The sequence below is a fragment of the Variovorax frigidus genome, assembly GCF_051216515.1.
GTDB lineage: Bacteria > Pseudomonadota > Gammaproteobacteria > Burkholderiales > Burkholderiaceae_C > Variovorax.
Genome location: NZ_JBPJZF010000006.1, coordinates 389,647 through 408,560, shown reverse-complemented (window position 1 = coordinate 408,560; position 18,914 = coordinate 389,647). Strand labels below are relative to the sequence as shown.

General features: G+C 66.0%; 14 protein-coding genes. 9 read left to right on the top strand and 5 right to left on the bottom strand.

Annotated features, from left to right (window positions below; translation table 11 throughout):
• The first annotated feature begins 57 nt into the window (after positions 1-57).
• The 3 genes from ACSFBC_RS19985 to ACSFBC_RS19975 all read left to right on the top strand — a co-directional run bounded on the left by ACSFBC_RS19985 (position 58) and on the right by ACSFBC_RS19975 (position 1,800).
• On the top strand, positions 58-252 hold the full coding sequence (locus ACSFBC_RS19985) for a heavy-metal-associated domain-containing protein (protein WP_435512097.1): 195 nt from the start codon (positions 58-60) through the stop codon (positions 250-252).
• Positions 249-665: a Cu(I)-responsive transcriptional regulator gene (cueR, locus tag ACSFBC_RS19980; RefSeq protein ID WP_435512096.1), complete on the top strand. Its 417-nt coding sequence runs from the start codon at positions 249-251 to the stop codon at positions 663-665. The genes ACSFBC_RS19985 and cueR overlap by 4 nt, the downstream gene beginning before the upstream one ends.
• A 100-nt stretch (positions 666-765) precedes the next feature.
• Positions 766-1,800 (top strand): cupin-like domain-containing protein, encoded by a 1,035-nt coding sequence (locus tag ACSFBC_RS19975; RefSeq protein WP_435512095.1) that lies wholly within the window; start codon positions 766-768, stop codon positions 1,798-1,800.
• A gap of 11 nt (positions 1,801-1,811) precedes the next feature.
• Here the strand turns inward: ACSFBC_RS19975 and ACSFBC_RS19970 are convergent, their stop codons facing one another.
• Positions 1,812-2,753, bottom strand: coding sequence for a YcjF family protein (locus tag ACSFBC_RS19970; RefSeq protein WP_435512094.1), 942 nt, complete (start codon positions 2,751-2,753; stop codon positions 1,812-1,814).
• A 2,451-nt stretch (positions 2,754-5,204) separates the two neighbouring features.
• On the opposite strand from ACSFBC_RS19970, the gene creB reads away from it, so the two are divergent.
• Both creB and creC read left to right on the top strand, forming a co-directional pair.
• Positions 5,205-5,960: a two-component system response regulator CreB gene (creB, locus tag ACSFBC_RS19965; RefSeq protein WP_435512093.1), complete on the top strand. Its 756-nt coding sequence runs from the start codon at positions 5,205-5,207 to the stop codon at positions 5,958-5,960.
• A 109-nt stretch (positions 5,961-6,069) separates the two neighbouring features.
• Entirely contained in the window at positions 6,070-7,509 is a 1,440-nt protein-coding gene (gene creC / locus ACSFBC_RS19960; RefSeq protein WP_435512092.1) for a two-component system sensor histidine kinase CreC, read from the top strand.
• 3 nt (positions 7,510-7,512) lie between these two features.
• Here creC and ACSFBC_RS19955 read toward each other — a convergent pair whose 3' ends face one another.
• From ACSFBC_RS19955 to creD, 3 genes are read right to left on the bottom strand one after another with little or no spacing between them, the layout of a single operon-like run.
• Positions 7,513-8,457 carry an acyl-CoA desaturase gene (locus tag ACSFBC_RS19955; RefSeq protein WP_435512091.1) on the bottom strand — a complete coding sequence of 315 codons (945 nt, stop codon included), beginning with the start codon at positions 8,455-8,457 and terminating at the stop codon, positions 7,513-7,515.
• A 40-nt stretch (positions 8,458-8,497) separates the two neighbouring features.
• Complete coding sequence (locus tag ACSFBC_RS19950) at positions 8,498-10,873, bottom strand: penicillin-binding protein 1A (RefSeq protein WP_435512090.1); 2,376 nt, start codon at positions 10,871-10,873, stop codon at positions 8,498-8,500.
• A gap of 15 nt (positions 10,874-10,888) precedes the next feature.
• Complete coding sequence (creD, locus tag ACSFBC_RS19945; protein WP_435512089.1) at positions 10,889-12,421, bottom strand: cell envelope integrity protein CreD; 1,533 nt, start codon at positions 12,419-12,421, stop codon at positions 10,889-10,891.
• Between the two features lie 215 nt (positions 12,422-12,636).
• On the opposite strand from creD, the gene ACSFBC_RS19940 reads away from it, so the two are divergent.
• Genes ACSFBC_RS19940 through ACSFBC_RS19930 form a run of 3 tightly spaced genes read left to right on the top strand, consistent with a single transcriptional unit; the run spans position 12,637 to position 17,459 of the window.
• Positions 12,637-14,703, top strand: a complete 2,067-nt coding sequence (locus tag ACSFBC_RS19940; RefSeq protein WP_435512088.1) for a VIT and vWA domain-containing protein — start codon at positions 12,637-12,639, stop codon at positions 14,701-14,703.
• Positions 14,704-14,717: 14 nt separating this feature from the next.
• On the top strand, positions 14,718-16,154 hold the full coding sequence (gene xrtQ / locus ACSFBC_RS19935) for an exosortase Q (protein WP_435512087.1): 1,437 nt from the start codon (positions 14,718-14,720) through the stop codon (positions 16,152-16,154).
• Between the two features lie 21 nt (positions 16,155-16,175).
• Positions 16,176-17,459, top strand: a complete 1,284-nt coding sequence (locus ACSFBC_RS19930) for a biosynthetic peptidoglycan transglycosylase (RefSeq protein WP_435512086.1) — start codon at positions 16,176-16,178, stop codon at positions 17,457-17,459.
• Between the two features lie 6 nt (positions 17,460-17,465).
• Here the strand turns inward: ACSFBC_RS19930 and ACSFBC_RS19925 are convergent, their stop codons facing one another.
• Positions 17,466-17,624 carry a hypothetical protein gene (locus ACSFBC_RS19925; protein WP_435512085.1) on the bottom strand — a complete coding sequence of 53 codons (159 nt, stop codon included), beginning with the start codon at positions 17,622-17,624 and terminating at the stop codon, positions 17,466-17,468.
• 171 nt (positions 17,625-17,795) lie between these two features.
• On the opposite strand from ACSFBC_RS19925, the gene ACSFBC_RS19920 reads away from it, so the two are divergent.
• Positions 17,796-18,905, top strand: coding sequence for an ABC transporter ATP-binding protein (locus ACSFBC_RS19920; RefSeq protein ID WP_435512084.1), 1,110 nt, complete (start codon positions 17,796-17,798; stop codon positions 18,903-18,905).
• The last annotated feature ends 9 nt before the right edge of the window (positions 18,906-18,914 follow it).

Below are 18,914 nucleotides of genomic sequence, written 5' to 3'. Positions count from 1 at the left end.
ATGGTGTCAAGGTTCACACTGAACCCTCATTCCATTCATTCCCACAAGGAACGCACCATGAGCCAGAAATTCGAAGTCACCGGCATGACCTGCGGCCATTGCGCCAGCACCGTGAAGAACGCACTGCAGGCCGTCGATCCCGAAGCACAGGTCACGATCGATCTGCCGACCGGCCATGTCGACGTGCAGAGCGAGCAGCCCCGCCCCGACCTGGTGGCCGCGATCGAAAACGCCGGCTACGTCGTGAAGTGAGCACCACACCGTCGGCCGGCCCGTGGAACATCGGTGCCGCGTCCGAGCGCTCGGGCGTGTCGGCACGCATGGTCCGGCACTACGAAGGCCTGGGCCTGCTGCCTGGCGTGGCGCGCACCGAGAGCGGCTACCGGCAGTACACCGAGGCCGACATCCACAGCCTGCAATTCATCAAGCGTTCGCGCGACCTGGGCTTCTCGATGGAAGAGATCGCCGAACTGGTGGGTCTTTGGCACAACCGCCGACGCGCCAGTGCCAGCGTGAAGAAGATCGCGCAACGCCATCTCGGCGAACTCGAGGAACGCATCGCCAGCATGCAGGCCATGCAGCGCACACTCTCTCACCTGGTGCATTGCTGCCACGGGGACGGGCGGCCCGACTGCCCGATCCTGGACGATCTGGCCGGCAACTGAGGCAGAAAAAACGCAGGCAAAAACAAATATTACAAAATTCGCATTGCTGGTGGAGAGTTGAATTTTTAGTATTTAAGTACTAAAACTTACAACGACTGCCATGGCACACAACGGTTCTTCCGCCACCTCGGTGGCTCCGTCCCGCGTTGCCGCGGTTTGGCGTCCGATCGAAAAGATCGATGCCGAAAGCCTGAGTTACGAACAATTCCTTGCGAGTTACATGCGGCCCAACCGGCCGGTGGTCATTTCGCGCGTCGGAAAGCAATGGGCCGCCATGCGCCAATGGACGCCGTCCCACTTCCGGCAGCGTTTCGGCAGCAAGCCGATGCCGATCGCCTACGACCAGACCCTGCCTTTCGACGAGTTCATCGACCGCGTCATCGCCTCGAGCGCCGATGCGCCGGGCCCGTACATGCACCGGTCCTTCCTGCACGAAGTGCTGCCCGAACTGCTGCCCGATCTCATTCCTCAAAACCCCTATGCGTTCCCCCGTCGCTACGCGAGTCCGCTCATGCCCTCGCGCTGGCAGCGGCCCGATGGCTACCTGAAGCTGCTGGTCGGGGGCGTGGGCAGCAAATTTCCGGTGATGCACTACGACGGCGAAGCCGCGCATGCCGCGATCACCGAGATCTACGGCGACAAGGAATTCATCATGTACGCCCCGGAAGACGGGCCGAACCTCTATCCCCGGCCCGAGCGACTCAACCAGTCGTCGGTCGACGATCCTTCGATGCAGGATCTGGAACGTTTCCCGCTGTTGGCACATGCGGTCCAGTACCGCACGGTGCTGAAGCCGGGCGACATGATCTTCGTGCCGGCAGGCTGGTGGCACGCCGCTCGCGCACTCACGGTGTCGATCTCGGTCTGCACCAACATGCTGGATGGCCCGCACTGGAAGGGCCTGAGCGCCGACGCCTATGGCACACCGGCCAGCCATCCGGACATGAAGTCACGCCTCAAGCGCTCTTGGATGCAAGGTCTCGGCGCCTTGCTCGACGTGCTCGAACGACTGCAGGTCGAGCAGCCGGCCCTGGCCCGCATGCTCGTCTTTCCGGCGCGGCTTGCGCCCATCTCCGCAGCCATCGCCCCCGAACCTTCGCGGCGGCAGATCCACCTTCGCCGGCCGACAAACTGAGGCGTGCGGAATCAGGCGCCGCGCACCATCGAGAGAATCTTTGCGGGATCGAGTGTGCGCGCCTTCTCCTGAATGGCCGGCAGGTAGCGCGTCTGCAAGCCCTGACCTTCCTTCGTGACGCTGGCGTACGCCTCCTTGAGCATCTGCGTCGACAGCGTGCGACCGCCTGCGTAGTACCGCTTCGCGACATGGCCCAGCGCATAGGTCGTGGCGAAGCTCATGCCCGAACTCACGGCCTGGTTGCCCACGCCGCGCAGCAAGCCGCCGCCCACCCTGCCGAGCAGGCCGCCCAGCAACTTGCGACCCGCCTGTTCGAGGTACTGCGAAGTCAGGCCCACGCCCACCGTGGCAATGAAATCCTTCACATGGCCGCTGTCGAGCGCATACCCATGCGATTGCCCGATGCGGTAGACCAGTTTCATCTGCAACGGAATGATCGCCATGGTCGAGAGCGTCTCGGGCAGCAGTTCGAGCGCACCGTTGAGGATCGCGGCATTCAGGATCGCCTTGTCGAGCTCGGCCTCGTCGGCCGTCGGAGGTGTTGCCGGCATCGATGCAGGCGCGGCGGAAGGAACCGATGCCGTGGCCAAGGCTTCGGCCTGCGCTGTGAACTGCGTGGCCTGCTCGGCATCCAGTCCGAGCGACGTGCGCACGTCCGCGAGGAAAAGACGCTCGGCTTCCGATTGCGCGCCATCGGCATCGCACACGCAGACCGCCATCTCGTAGCCCAGTTGCCGCGATTCGGCGCTGACCAGCGCCGCACTCACGTCAGGCAACGACACACGCTTCATCAATACGTCCTGGTAGAGCGTGGGCAAGTGCAGGCCATCGGCCTGAGACAAGCCATCGGCGATGCGCTTGATCTCGTCGCGTTCACGCGCGTGCTTGTCGCCGTCGACAAAGGCAGCGAGCAGGCTGAGGGTGACGATGGCACGGGTTTCAGAGGGGTTCACGGTGCTTTCCTTGGAAATCTGAAGACAGGTCAGCGGCCTTCTGCCGCCAGAGCCTCGATGCTGAGGCAGAAGGCGCCGCTTGCCCGCTTTCTCCCCACAAACCTTGGGTAACTCTGTGAATAACTCAGGTGCTTTCTTGTAAGAGCGTTGCAAGTCATTGTTTTCAAAGAGAAAACAACAGACTGCTCAAGAATCGAGCAGTGGATGTCTTTTTCTTGAAAAGCCTCTTTCCCAGATTTTCTGGACCCTGTCAAAGGACAACCCTGGGGATAATTTCGGCACAACCGGCAGGTTGTGCACAGCCCGCCAGACCAGAGAAGACTTGTTCCCTGTACCCCGACAACGGCGACGCAAGGCTGCGCACATGGATTCACTTGCCGCAAGTGCCTGTCACACGAGGGAAATAGCGGTCTGTCCACAGAAAGTCGCTTCGCTTATCTACTACTACTAATTTGAATAGAAGAAATAAGAGATAAGAACAAGGCCAAATCCTTCCGTGAGAAAAGCCTGGGCCTCCCGGCCTGCGTTGCAGGAGGCCAATGCCTGCGCCGCTGTCGTTCCGGAACAGGCGCGCGCATCCAACGGCTGTATGCACGGATCGCTCTGCTGGCCCAGAGCGAATCCGGCTGCGAACATGGGCACGCTCTTCGCTCCCGTTGAACCGTTGGGGCGCCTTACAGGCACCGCGAACGCATGTTTGCCACGACTCGAGGGTCCTGAACGCGATCAGGGGCCTGCGTTGCTGACGCCGCTGCCACTTGGGCGCCTGGCACCGTGCGTCGCACACCAAGTTGTGCGCACAACATCGACAAGACCCCTGTTTCTCCCCAAAAACACTGGATAACTCTGTTCATAACTCAAGCACTGCCTTGTAAGGGTCTTGCAAGTCATTGTTTTTAAAAGAAAATCCTTAGCCTGCTCAAGAATTGAGCAGTGGATTTCTTTGTGTCGAAAAGTGCTTTCCCAGACTTTTGACAGCCTGTCAAAGGACAACTCTGGGGAGAATTCCGGCATAAGCCCATAGTTGTCCACAGGCGCATGCCTTGTCATGGGCCGGAGAACGGTGTCGACAGGACGCCGTGCCCGCGGATCGAGGGCCTCAAGTCCTTGTCGTGGCACAGAAACCGACGCTTGGCCACGCAAAAATTCCGCTCTCAACGAGGCCTGGTCTGAACAAGAGAAATGACCGAGCGAGATGGGCAACGCACCGTTCGATTTTTTCTGTTTTCCTGCTTCTCGCGAGGAAATGCGTTCATCGTGCTTCAAGGTACCCACAGCCACCTGAAGCCGCAGCAGTTGTGCCGAACAACGCAGCGTTCTCCCCACAAAACCTGCGTAACGCTGTGAATAACTCAAGCACTGCTCTGTAGAGACTTCCTAAGTCGTTGTTTTTAAATGGAAAACAACAGAATGCTCAAGAATTGAGCAGTGGATGCCTCGCCGCCGAAACGGCAAATCCCCCCAGATTTTTGGCCTTGTCAAAGGATAACTCTGGGGAAAATTCCAGCACAAGAGAAGACTTGTCCACAGATGCATCGCCGCAGGCGAAGTTGTTCCCATGCGCTGGACAGTACCGAAGCAGGGCTGCGCACATGCTTCGAAGCAACGCAAGTCCTTGTCATGGAACGAAAAGAAGAGGCTGTCCACAGAACTGCCGGTTCCTCTATTACTACTACTAATTTAAATAAGAGAAATTAGAGATAGAGAGAGCGCAGAAAAAATTATCGAATCTGCCCTTTTCGCTGCGGGGAGCACTCCATGGAAGTTCGGGAGCCAGGCGAAGCAGGGTCGCAACGACCGGCTCGCTCGCGCATCGCGACGAACGCCACCCGCGTCCGAAGAACTCGGCGTGCTACAGGGTGACAAAGTGGTACCGGATGCACGCCGACCCGCAAAAAGTGCTCAGAACGCGTCGACTTCGCCGCGCGGGAGCAGCCAAAGGCCTGTTTCTCCCCACAAACACTGAGTAACGCTGTGAATAACTCAAGACCTTCCTTGTAAAAGTGTCGCAAGTCCTTGTTTTAAAAGCGAAAACAACAGAATGCCCAAGAATTGAGCAGTGGATGTCTCTGCGCGCAGCACCCCTTTCCCAGGTTTTGCGGCCTGTGTCAAAGGACAACTCTGGGGAGAATTTCGAAGAGAAGCCGCGGTTGTTCACAGGGCGGCTGCCATGGACGAAGTTGTTCCTCTCCGCGTGACAACGCCGGTGCGGAGCTGCGCACATGCTTCGCAGAACCGCAAGTCCTTGTCACATCACGAAAATATCGGGCTGTCCACAGCAACGTGCGACCCTTATCTACTACTACTAATTTGAATTAAAGAAATAAAAGAGAAGACAACGGGCAACTTGCATCCAAAAAAATCACTTTTCAGTGGGGTCGGTCTCGGCGGTCGCGAACGGAAAATGGCTTCGGCACGGCCTGAGGGCTGACGCATCGCTACCATTCCCGCATGAACGCCCTGCCTCTCGCCTTCAACTCCCGGATCCTGATCGCGGAAGACGAGCCCGGCATTGCCGACACGCTGCAGTACGTGCTGCGCAGCGACGGATTTGCGCCCGTCTGGTGCCCGACGGCGCAGGAAGCGATCGCGCAGTTCAGCCGTGAAGCGCCGGCGCTGGCCATCCTGGACGTCGGGCTGCCCGATCTCAATGGCTTCGAGCTCTTCAAGCGCCTGCAGGCGCTGCCCGGCGGTTCGGCCGTGCCGATGATCTTTCTGACCGCCCGCAGCGACGAGATCGACCGGGTGGTCGGCCTCGAACTCGGTGCCGACGACTACATCGCGAAGCCTTTTTCTCCCAGGGAACTCGTGGCCAGGGTCAGAACGGTGCTCAGACGCAGCACGCGCGGCGTTGGCAGTCCGCCCGGACCCCCACCCGCCGCGGTGGTCTCCAGCGCGCCACAGCCCTTCCTGCTCGACGGTGAGCGGCGCCAGATCCGCTACTACGGCCGCGCCCTGGAGCTCTCGCGTTACGAATACGGCTTGTTGTGCCTGTTCGTGCAACGGCCCGGCCGGGTCTACACCCGCGACGAACTGCTGGAGATGGTCTGGGACGACCCGGGCGACAGCTTCGACCGCACGGTCGACGCCCACATCAAGACCCTGCGCGCCAAACTCAAGGCGATCGCGCCCGAGGTCGAGCCGATCCGCACGTTGCGCGGCACTGGTTATGCGTTGAACGAAGAACTTCCCTCGGTGCCTCGATGAGCATGGTCCCGCAATGCCAGAAACACCGCGGAACCGGCTTTGCCGGGCCGCTGGTGTTGCCCCCTCCGAGGGGGAGGGAGAAGCGACACGAAGTGCGCGGAGCCTGGGGGTGAGTCGAAGAAGCCGCATCTTTCTGGGCATCCTGCTGATCTATGCGGCGGGCATCGCCTTCCTGCTTTACCGCGTGGTCGGCGACATCGATCCGCGCTACCGCGAGTCGGCCGAGGAATCGCTGGTCGACACCTCGCAGTTCATGGCCAGCCTGATCGAGCAGGACGTGATCGCAGGCGCGATCAACACCGCGCGGCTCGAGCCGCTGTTTCGCTCGGTCTATGCGCGCCAGTTCTCGGCGCAGATCTACAACCTGCACAAGAACCGCGTCGAATTGCGCGTCTACGTGACCGACCGCAACGGCCGCGTGCTCTTCGACTCGCTGGGCCGCGCCACCGGCGCCGACTACGCGCGCTGGATCGACGTGAACCGCGCGCTGGCCGGTGTCTACGGGGCGCGCACCTCGCGCGACGTCGAGGTCGATCCGCGCACCTCGGTGATGTATGCGGGTGCCCCGATCCGCTGGAACAACGAGATCGTCGGCATGGTCAGCGTGGGCAAGCCGGTGCAGAGCTTCGGCCAGTTCATCGAGGATGCGCGGGCGCGCACGCTGTGGGTCGGCGTCGGCTCCGCCTTCGCGCTGCTGGTGTTGGCGATCATCGTGTCGGTCTGGCTGGTGCGGCCTTTCGGGCTGATCTCGGACTACGTGCGCTGGACCCGCGCGCAGAAGAGCCTGAGCCTGACCCGCATGGCCCGGCGCGCGCTCGACGCGTTGCGCGGCGGCTTCGGCGAGATGCGCGACGCGCTCACCGGCCGCAACTACGTGGCCGACTACGTGCAGACCTTCACCCACGAGGTGAAGAGCCCGCTCTCGGCGATCCGCGGCGCTGCGGAACTGCTGCAGGAGCCGTCGATGCCGCAGCACGAACGCGAGCGTTTCCTGGCCAACATCGAACGAGAAGCGCAGCGCATCCAGGAAATCGTCGACCGCATGATGGAACTCACTGCGCTCGAGACCCGCCGCGTGCTCGATCGCACGCAGCCTGTGGCACTCGCCACCCTGCTCGACGAACTCGCCGCCAGTGCGCAGGGCGCGGCTTCGGCGCGCGGTGTGCACGTGACGCTCGACCTGCGCGCCACGCCGCTGACCGAGGGCGACCCCTTCCTGCTGCGCCGCGCGGTGAGCAACCTGCTTGACAACGCGATCGATTTCTCACCGGCCGGCAGCACCGTGCTGCTGAGCCTCGAGGCGGATGCCAGGCAGGCGCGCATCGCCGTGCGCGACCACGGCCCGGGCATTCCCGATTACGCGCGCGACAAGGTGTTCGAGAAGTTCTATTCGCTGGCGCGTCCCAACGGGCAGAAGAAGAGCACCGGCCTGGGCCTGGCTTTCGTCAAGGAGATCGCCGCGCTGCACCGCGGGCGCATCGAACTCGCCAACGCCAAGGGCGGCGGCGCGCTGGCGGTGCTGACGCTGCCGCTGACGACCGGGCACTGAGGCTCAGGGGGGTGGGCGTGAGACGATTTCCGCGCTGAACCTTGCAGGGTTCAGCGCCACCAGCTCCGGTCGGTGCGGCAGGTCGCCAGGCAGACGCAAGGCCCACACCAGCCCCGCGCGATGCAGCATGCACAACACCCACCATCCGGGATCCCACTCGCCCCGCGCCAGACCCAGTCGCGCCGAGCCCGGAAAGGCGTGGTGGTTGTTGTGCCAGCCTTCTCCCATCGTCAGCAACGACGTCCAGCGGACGTTCCGTCCCTGCACCGCCGCACCCTGCACTTCGTGGTGCATGTCCCCCTGGTTGTGTGCGAACCAACCGATCAGCCAATGGCCGAGCACACACGCCGTGATGCGTGCGCAAACACCCCACACGACAAAAGCCCAACCACCCCAAAGCCAGAACAATGCGGCCAACGGAAGCTGCTGAAGCATCCATGTGCGCTCCAGCCAGCGATAGAACGGGTCGTTCGCCACGGCGGCTTCGATCTCGATGGGCGGCGGCCGGTCCAGGTGCAGTTCGCAATGCAGTTGCCACCAGGCATCGCGCCAGAACGTTCGACCGTGGCGAAGGTAGTCATGGCATTGCGGCAGCCGCTGTGCCGCATCGCGCATCTCATGTTGGCGCAGCAGGCCGATGGGGCCGGCCAGTCCGACCTGCACGCCGGCATACACCAGCAGGTACTCCAGCCACTTCGGGCATTGGTAGCTGTCGTGCATCAGCTTGCGGTGACTGCCGAGCGAATGGCCGAACAGCAGCACAAGACCGGTGCTCGCTGCAAAGATGGCCAGCGCCGACCCGCTGAAACTGAACGCGCCACCGATCAGCGCCACCGCCGCCATGGCGCTGAACCAGAGCGATTTGGCGGCACACCATCGCACCGTGCCCTCGCATACCATGGCCGAAGTTTCGATGCGGACGCGGTGGCAGGCAGGCAGCGATTGCATGGGTGGATTCTCATCCAGGCCGAATCCTGGTTCGCGTGCGCTATCGGAACATGTCGAGGATGCTCTTGCGTTCCTCGTTCGAGGGCGGCGTGCCGATCGGTGCACCGGCCAGCGCTTCGGCCGGAGGCGTGTCGCCGTCTTCCATGCCCAGCGTGGCCACGCTGTGGCCAGGCGTGAAGTCGTCGAAGTACCAGGTGCCGTCGATCTGCACCAGCCCGTCGGGGGCCCTCGGTTCGACCACCGGCGTGCCCTGCAGCGCGGTCTTCATGAAGCCGGTCCACACCGGCAGGCTCAGGCTGCCGCCGGTCTCGCCGCGCACGCCCAGGCGGCGCGGCATGTCGTAGCCGATCCAGGCCACGCCCACCAGACCCGGCTGGAAGCCCGCGAACCAGGTGTCGAGCGAATCGTTGGTGGTACCGGTCTTGCCGTAGAGGTCGTCGCGGCGCAGCGCCTGCCAGGCCTTGCTGCCGGTGCCGCCCTTCATCACGCTGTTGAGCAGCGTGTTCATCACGAAGGCGTTGCGCGCCGGAATGGCGCGCGTCGATTCGTCGAGCACCGGCGCCGCGTTTTCGGTCAGCACGCGGTCGCGTGCGTCGGTGACGCGCGTGATGAGCTGCGGGCTCACGCGGTAGCCGCCGTTGGCGAACACCGCGTAAGCCGCGGCCATCTGCATCGGTGTGACCGAACCCGCGCCCAGCGCCATCGGCAGGTTGGCGGGCTGCTTCTCGCGCTCGAAGCCGAAGCGCGTGACCCAGTCCTGCGCATACGTCGGGCTGATCGACTGCATGACACGCAAGGTCACCATGTTCTTCGAGGCCATCAGCGCGCTGCGCAGGCTCATCGGTCCTTCGAAGGTGCCTTCGAAGTTCTTCGGCTCCCAGGCCTGGCCGCCGTTGGCCGCGGGATCGAAGGCCATCGGCGCGTCGTTCACCACGGTGGTGGGCGTGAAGCCCTTCTCCAGCGCGGCCGAATAGATGAAGGGCTTGAAGCTCGAGCCCGGCTGGCGCCAGGCCTGCGTCACGTGGTCGAACTTGCTCTTGCCGAAATCGAAGCCGCCCACCAGCGCCTTCACCGCGCCGTTGCGCGGGTCGAGCGCGACGAACGCGCCTTCGACCTCGGGCAGTTGCACGATTTCCCAATCGTCCTTGGCGTTCCTGACGACGCGGATGACCGCGCCGCGCCGCAGCCGCAGCGTGGCCGCTGCCTTCTCCGACAGCGCGGCGCGCGCGGGCTGCAGGCCCTCGCCCGACAAGGTCAGCAGATCGCCGTTGGCGCGCACCGCGACCAGGTTCTTCGCGCTGGCCGACAGCACCACGGCGGCGATCACGTCGCCGTTGTCGGGATGGTCGGCCAAGGCGTCCTCCACCGCATCGTCGAGCGCGTTGGCTTCCGCCGGCAGTTCGACGAAGGCCTCGGGGCCACGGTAGGGCTGGCGTCGTTCGTAGTCGAGGATGCCCTTGCGCAGCGCGCGGTAGGCCGCCGTCTGGTCGGCCGCGACCAGCGTGGTGTAGGCCTTGAGTCCGCGCGTGTAGGTACTGTCGCCGTATTGCGCGAACAGCGTGCGCCGCACCGACTCGGCCACGTACTCGGCGTGCAGCTGCCGCGGGTCGGCCGCGTCGCGCAACTGCAGCGGCTCGGCCGCGGCCTCGGTGGCCTGCGCGGCGGTGATCGCGCCAGTCTCCTGCATGCGTGCGAGCACATGCAACTGGCGCGTGCGCGCGCGGCGCGGGTTGCTCATCGGGTTGGCACTGCGCGGTGCCTTCGGCAGGCCCGCGAGCATCGCAGCCTCGGCGATCGTGATGTCCTTCAGCGGCTTGCCGAAGTAGGCTTCCGACGCGGCGGCGAAGCCATAGGAACGCTGGCCCAGATAGATCTGGTTCAGGTAGATCTCGAGGATCTGGTCCTTGCTCAATTGCCGCTCGAGCCGAAATGCCAGCAGCGCCTCGGAGACCTTGCGCGAATAGGTCTGCTCCGAGCTCAGGTACACGTTGCGCGCGACCTGCTGCGTGATGGTCGATGCGCCCTGGCGTGTGCCGTGGCGCAGGTTGGACAGCACTGCGCGCGCGATCCCCTTGGCGTCGATGCCGCCGTGCTCGTAGAAGCGCGCATCCTCGACGGCCAGCACGGCGTCCTTGAGCACCTTGGGCACGGCATCGATGGGCACCAGCTGGCGCCGTTCTTCGCCGAATTCGCCGATCAGCTGGCCGTCGGCCGTGTACACACGCAGCGGCAGCTTGGGCTGGTAGTCGGCCAGGGCCGAGACGTCGGGCAGCTTCGCATCGATCGTGCGCCAGGCAAGGCCGCCTGCGGCCAGCAGCACGACGATGGCCGCGGCGCCGGCGACAGCGCCGATGCGCAGCATGCGGCGGCGCCGTGCCGCGCGGTCGGAGGGAGTGGGAGAAGAAAGAGAAGCCATCGGGGGTTCGGGAGATCAGCGCGGGGTCGGCTCGGTCGGAGTCGCCGCGGGGCGCATCGGTTCCTGCAGGACCTGGGCATCGCTGCGCGAGAGCGCATACCAGTCGACCTTGCGGGTTGCAAGCATCAGGGCGGCCAGCATACCGAAGGTCAGCAAGGCGCCGAGTAACAGCGCGTTGCTTTCCGAGGCCAGCAGGCCGTAGAGCGCGGCGTACAGCACCGCGACATAGGCACCGAAACCCGCGCCGCGCCGCCAGCCGCCCAGTGCGGCGCTGAAGTAGATGGCCAGGAGCGCGACGCTCGCACCCGCTGCGGCGGCATACGCGAGGCCGAATGCGAGCTTTTCGGACAGTGCCAGCAGCAGCAGGAAGAACAGCGCGATCGACAGGCCGACCAGGCCGTACTGCACCGTGTGCAGGCGCAGCCGTCCGAACAGCTCGGCCATGAAGGCGGCCATCAGCACCAGGCCGATGAACAGCGCGCCGTACTTGCCGGCGCGGGTGGACATCGCATAGACGTTGAGTGGCTGGGCCAGCGACACGTCGAAGGTCTGCAGCGGGCCGGCCGGCGGCGCGGCGTTCGTCGTCGATGCCATCGTCTCGACCGCAGTCGATTCCGTTCGGACCGACGCGGCGCGCACCGCATCGACCGCCGAGGCACTGGCCGCGGCACGGCCGTCGAGCCAGCCCGCGCGCACCTGCTCGCGCGCCGAGCTCACCAGAGAAGAGACGCGCCAGCGCGCGTCGAAGCCCTTGGCGTCGATGCTGCGTTCGGCCGCGAGGAAGCGGCCGCCGAAGCGCGGATGCCCCCAGGGCGACTGCAGGTGCGCGGTGGTCTCGTCGGCGATGGGCACCAGCGACAGCGTCTCCTGGCCGACCACGCCGACCTTCATCTCGAAAGGCAAGCCCTTGCCATCGAGCCAGGCCGTGAGCGCGGCGCCGCTGAGCGGTGCGTGGATGCCGGCGCCGAAAGCCTGGTCCGACAGGCCGGGCATGCGTTGCGCGAAGCGCAGCGTCTCGCCCTGCATCGTGAGCGTGGGCGAGCCGTCGAGGCCGCGCAGGTCGCTCAGGTTGAACACCACATAGGGCGTGCGGAACTCCAGGTTCGTGTTCGGCCCCAGGCGCTGCACCTTGCGCGATTCGAAGGGCGCGAAGCCGCCGCTGAGCGTGGCATCGAGTGCATAGAACGGGATCTTGAAGATGCCGCGGTAGCGTTCCTGCGGCGCCAACGCGCCCTCGATGTGCAGCTTGTCGGGGAACACCAGGTGCACGCGCTGGGCGCTGCGCTGCACGGTGCCGATCTCCTTGCCGCTGCTGTTGCGCTGCAGCTCGTTCCAGCGTTCGGTGTAGGGCACGACCAGCACCGGCCCGATCACCGTCTGCGGTCCGGTGTAGGTGCTCGCGAGTTCCTCGGCGGCCTCGCGCTGGCTGTCGCCGCGGCCGCGGTTGAGCGTGTCGATCTCGCTGAGCGGAATGCACAGCAGCAAGGTCAGCACGATCAGCCCGAGCACCTTGGTCAGGATGGAGTTGCGAAGCATCTGGAAGAACATGTTGATTTCCCCTGGGGGCGAAGGCCGTGGTGGCGATGCGCCGATGCTCGCTTCGGTGTTGGAAGGCCGTATGAAGGCGCTGCGCACACGGACTTCACGCAGACTTCACACAGAACGCCGTCCCTTCGCACCGCCTTCCTCTGCGCGTTCGACAGTCCTTCCTGTGCCCCGTCAAGGGGAATCGCAGCAAGCAAGCACCAAGAAGGAACGACGCCATGCAACACCACACCTCGCGACCCGGACGCTGGCTCTGGGCCGGCACCCTGGCCCTGGCCACCACCGCTTTCGTGGCGCTCACCGCGCAGCCGCTGCATGCGCAGGAGGCCGCGCCGCGCCAGAAGACCGAGAGCCCGTATTTCTTCGTCAAGAGCGACGACCCGGCGGTCGACCAGCTGCCGCTGAAAAACACCGCGGTCGACGTCAAGATCTCGGGCGTGATCGCCGACGTGACGGTCACGCAGACCTACCGCAACGAGGGGCAGCGTGCGATCGAGGCGCGCTATGTGTTCCCCGGTTCGACCAAGGCCGCAGTCAACGGACTCAACGTGCGATTGGCCGATCGCCTGATCACCGCGCAGATTCGCGAGAAGCAGCAGGCGCGCATCGAGTACGACGCGGCCAAAAAGGAAGGCAAGACCGCGGCGCTGCTCGAGCAGCACCTGCCCAACGTGTTCCAGATGAACGTCGCCAACATCCTGCCCAACGACGAGGTGAAGGTCGAGCTGCGCTACACCGAACTGCTGGTGCCCAGCGCGGGCAACTACCAGTTCGTGTTCCCGACCGTGGTCGGGCCGCGCTACCGCAGCCCGGCCGTCGCGGAGACCTCGCCGATGCGCAACGTGGCGCAACCGGTGCTGCATGCGGGCGTGCCGTCGACCGCGGGCTTTCAGCTCAAGGTCGCGCTCGACACGCCGATGGGTTTGAAGGAAGTGCGCTCGGCCACGCATGCGATCGACGTCAAGAAGAGCGATGCCGACCGCCATGCGAACGTCGCGCTCACCGCCACGCCGGCGTCCACATCGAACCGCGACTTCGTGCTCGACTACCGGCTGGCCGGCGAGAAGATCGAATCGGGGCTGATGCTCTACAAGGGCCAGGGCGAAGGCGCCGAGAACTTCTTCCTTGCGATGGTCGAGCCGCCCAAGTCGGTCGCGGCCAGCACCATCTCGCCGCGCGATTACATCTTCGTGGTCGACATCTCGGGCTCGATGCACGGCTTTCCGCTGGACACCGCCAAGACCGTGCTCGAGCGCCTGATCGGCGGCCTGCGCCCCAGCGACACGTTCAACGTGATGCTGTTTTCGGGCAGCAACAAGATGCTGTCGCCAAAGTCGGTGCCGGCCTCGCGCGCCAACATCGAACAGGCGCTGGCCACGATCAAGAACTACAGCGGCAGCGGCAGCACCGAGCTGATCCCGGCGCTCAAGCGCGTGTATGCCGAACCCAAGGCACCCAACGTGTCGCGCACCGTGGTGGTCGTGACCGACGGCTATGTCGACGTCGAACGCGAGGCCTTCGACCTCGTGCGCCGCAACCTCTCGAAGGCCAACCTGTTCGCCTTCGGCATCGGTTCCTCGGTGAATCGCCACCTGATGGAAGGCCTGGCGCGTGCCGGCATGGGCGAGCCCTTCATCATCACGGACCCGGTCCAGGCGCCCGAGCAGGCCGCCCGCTTCCGCCGCATGGTCGAGTCGCCGGTGCTGACCAACGTGCGCGCCACCTTCGGCGGCCTCGACGTGTACGACGTCGAGCCGACGGTGTTGCCCGACGTGCTGGGCGAACGCCCGGTGATCGTGTTCGGCAAGTGGCGCGGCGAGGCCCGCGGCCGCGTGGTGATCGAAGGCCAGAGCGCGAGCGGCCCCTACCGTGAAGAGGTCGAGATCGACGGCCGCACGCCGCAGAACGCCGCTGCGTTGCGCTCCCTGTGGGCACGCCACCGCATCGCCGCGCTCAGCGACCAGGAATCGCTCGAAGGCGGCGACGCCTTCGCCAAGCGGATCACCGAACTGGGCCTGAAGTACAGCCTGCTCACGCAATACACCAGCTTCATCGCGGTCGACAAGGTGGTGCGCAACCTGGCGCCGCAGAACGCCGCCGGCGTCGACCAGCCGTCGCCGCTGCCCAAGGGCGTGGAAGACAGCGCGGTAGGCCAGGCGCTGGGCGCCGAGGTGCCCAGCACGCCCGAACCCGAGATGCTGGGCGCGGTGGCCGTGGTGCTCGCGATGCTGGCCATGCTGCGCCGGCGCGCGCGCCGCAACGACACGCGTCGCTTCACGTCCTGAGCAGGAGTCCAGAGATGTCGCTGGCTTCCATCGCCTCCACCCATCCGCGCTTCATCGATGGCGGCATCCGGCTCGACCGCGTGCCCGCGACGGCCTGGCTGGCGCTGCAGAGCCTGGCGCTGTGGCCGACCTGGACCTGGATGGCCGACCGCATGCGCGACGGCTCCGACGATCCGCTGGGCCTGCTCGCGATCGCCGCACTGGCGGCGCTGGTCTGGCAGGCGCAGCACGAACTGCGCGCCGCACCGCGGCTGGGCTGGCTGCTGAGCGCCTCGCTCGGCACGCTCGCCGCCACGCTGCTGCATCCGGTGCTGCCGCCGCTGGCGGCGGGCCTGATCGCGGTCCTGGCCTGGGCCTGCGGCCTGCTGGCCTTCCTGCCGCGCCGCATGGCCGCCGCCCCGGTGGCGGGCCTGGCGGTGCTGGCGCTGCCGCTGCTGTCGTCGCTGCAGTTCTATGCCGGCTATCCGCTGCGCGTGCTCACGGCCGAGGCCAGCCGCTGGCTGCTGATGCCGGGTTTCGACGTCTCGCGCGAGGGCAGCACGCTGCTGGTCGACGGCCGGCTGGTGATCGTCGATGCACCCTGCTCGGGTGTGCAGATGGTGTGGCTCGGCTACTTCACGGCCTGCGCAGTGGCGCTGTGGGCACGTCGCAGCGACCGCAGCTTTCTGGCGCGCCTGCCGCTGGTGGGCGTGCTGGTGCTGGTGGGCAACATCGTGCGCAACGCGATCCTCGTGGCCTTCGAAGGCGCGGGCCAGCCCCTGGGTCCATGGGCGCACGGCGCGCTGGGCCTGGTGCTGCTCGCGCACGTGTGCGGCGGCATCGCCGTGGCGATGGCGCGGCCTTCTGCATCGCCGGGCGCCGGTCCGCAACTCAACCTGTCGGCACTGCCCTGGCTCGACCGCTGGCTGGCGAACCGCTTCGTGCATCGCATCGCGCACAAGAGCCTGTTCGCCGCGGCGATGGGGCTGTGCACGTTGGTCTCGCTGGCGCAGGCGCTGCAGGCGCCGGCAGGTCCCTCTGCCGCGGCCAACTCCTTTCACGAATGGCCGGCCGCCTGGGATGGCGCGCCGCTGCGGCCGCTGGCGTTGAGCGAAGTCGAGCACCGCTTCGCACAGCAATTTCCCGGCGCGATCGCACGCCGGACCGATGGCGAATCGATGTTCGTGCTGCGCCAGGTCACGGCGCCGACGCGCATGCTGCATCCGGCGGTCGACTGCTACCGCGCGCTGGGTTACCGTGTCGAGCAGGTGCGGCTGGAACAGGATGCGCAGCAGCGGCTCTGGCGCTGCTTTTCTGCCCAGCGCAAGCAGGGGCAGACTCTGCGTGTCTGTGAGCGCATCGTCGATGCCGACGGGCGTGCTTTCACCGACACTTCGGCCTGGTACTGGGCGGCAGCCGCGGGTCGGTCGCAGGGTCCCTGGCAGGCCGTGACCGTGGCGCGGCCGATGTGAGGATTTCGTGAGTCATTCGATGTGAAGAAAACACTGCGTTTCGTGCTGCTGGGATTGCTGGCGCTGGGCCTGACGGCCTTTTTCGCCCTGGTGCTGATCGTCCGGCTGGTGCTGGCGCCGGCCAGCGGCGAGTGGGCGGCGCCGATCGCCCTCGGGCCGCTGCGCTTCGAAGTCGGCGTGCCGACTGCGATCCGGCTGGCCACCTCGAGCTGGTTCGCGCCGCACCTGGACGGCCGTTCGCTCGACACGGCCCATGGCACGCTGAAACTCGGCTGGAATGAAGCCGGCCAGAACCTCGAGATGCATTGCACGCCCTGCAGCGTCACCGTCCCCGCGCTGGGCGCGCAGCCGGTGCGCGTGGCGCGTCTTTTCGCCACGGTGCGGCGCGACGGCAATGCGTTGGCGGGACGCTTCGAGGCCCAGCCCGAGGGGGCCGAAGGCGCCGAGGCTGGTATCGCAGCCGTTTCTGGCGCGCTCCAGGGCCGATGGGATGGCCGCCTCACGCAGCAGGCGCTGCAGCTCACGCTCGATGCCGAGGACGCGCCGATCGCGCGCTGGTATGCGGTGATGGTGCCGACGCTGCCCGAACTGAAGCAGGCGCGCATCGCAGGCACGTTGGGCCTGCGCGTGCAGCTCGGCCTGCCCGAAGGCGCGCTCGCGCTGCAGCCGCGCATCGCGGCCTTCAGCGTGGAGGGGCTCGGCTCCGAAGCCCTGCTGGGCGCGCGCAGCAGCTGCGGCGCCAGCGCCAAGCTGACCAAGGACAGCTGGCTGGCGCGTGCCGTGATCTCGGCCGAGGACCAGCGCTTCTTCCAGCACCCGGGCTACGATCTCGAGGAGCTGGGTGCGGCGCTGGCCGCCAACCAGAAACGCGGTGGGATCGAACGTGGCGGCAGCACGCTCACGCAGCAGCTGGCCAAGCTGGCGATCACCGGCAGCGAGCGCAGCGGCGAACGCAAGCTGCGCGAGCTGCTCTATGCGGTGGAGATGGAACAGACGCTGGGCAAGGCGCGCATCCTGCAGCTCTACCTCGACAACGCCCCTTGGGGCGGCGCGCTCTGCGGCGCCGAGGCCGCGGCAAAGCGCTACTTCAACCGCAGCGCGCGCACGCTCGAACCGGCACAGGCGGCCTGGCTCGCGGCCATGCTGCACAAGCCTTCGGCCGAACTGGCGCAATGGCAAAGCACCGGCAGCATCGATGCCGCGCGTTTCAAGCGCGTGGCCGAAGGCATCCGCGGCATCAGCCGCGCCCAGCGCGAAGCGCTTCTCAAGGGCGTGGCGGCGGCGCGCTTCGCGGCGCCGTCCTGAAGCCGGTCAGGCGCCGCCGAGCTTCGAGACGATGTAGGCCAGCATCGTGACCACCGTGATGTGGATCGCGTAGGGCACGCGGTTTTCCGGGTGCGTGCCGGCCATGGCGATGACTGCTCCCACGAGCGTGAGCAAGCCGAGTCCGATCGTCGTCTGAAGGTCCATGGTCTCGGAAGGGCGTGGAGGAAGTCGCGGTGAACCGTGTCAGGGCCGCAGCAGTTAACGAAGGCAAGAGAGGGAGGAGGCGAAGCCGCAGGCGCCGATGTTAACGAGGGTGCCGCCGGATGCACGAAGGTGGTGCGGCCGGCGTGGCACATGTCTTGCGAAGCGGCTTCCATGGATGCCGTCGCCACCGTTTCTTCCGCCGCCATCGAAGTCGTCGCGCTGACCAAGCGCTACGCCGCCGGCACGCCCGCTGCGGTCGATCGCATCGACCTGCGCATCGCGAGCGGCAGCTACTGCTGCCTGCTCGGGCCCTCGGGCTGCGGCAAGAGCACCACGCTGCGCATGATCGCGGGCCACGAGTCGGTCTCGGGCGGGGACATCCTGCTGGACAACCGCAACATCACCGACCTGCCGGCCGCGGCGCGCGGCACGGCCATGATGTTCCAGAGCTTCGCGCTGTTCCCGCACCTGTCGGCGATGGACAACGTGGCCTTCAGCCTCAAGATGAAAGGTGTGGCCAAGGCCGAGCGCCGACGCCGCGCCACCGATCTGCTCGAACGCGTGGCCATGGGCCACCTGGCCGAGCGCAAGCCCGGCGAACTCTCGGGCGGCCAGCAGCAGCGCGTGGCGCTGGCGCGTGCGCTGATCACCGAACCGCGCGTGCTGCTGCTCGACGAGCCGCTGTCGGCGCTCGACCCCTTCCTGCGCATCCAGATGCGCGCCGAGCTGCGCCGCTGGCAGAAGTCGCTGGGCCTGACCTTCATCCACGTCACGCACTCGCAGGAAGAGGCGATGGCGCTGGCCGACACGATGGTGGTGATGAACCACGGGCTGATCGAGCAGGTCGGTTCGCCGCACCAGGTCTACAACCACCCGGCCAGCGAATTCGTCGCGCGTTTCATGGGCGGCCACAACGTGTTCGACACGCCGGTTGGACCGATCGCGGTGCGCAACGACCACATGCAGATCGCGTCCGAGGCCGAGTGCGGCCGCGGCGTGCCGGCCCGCATCACCGACGTCGAGTACCAGGGCACCTACGTGCTGCTCGGGCTCGAACTCGAAGGCGTGGTCGCCAAGGCGCGCCAGGCCGTGTCCGTGCTGCTGGGCGAGGCCGTCTTCCTGGCCCGTCCCTGGACGCAGGGCGAACGCGTGCACCTTCACTGGGCCGAGGCCGACGTGCGCGTGCTCGGGCCCGGCGTGCAGCGCCCGGTCGCGCCTGCGTCCACACCTCCGTCGGCCCTGCGTGACGACACCGCGGCCATCGCCGCCTTCTCGGCCTGAACCGACTCA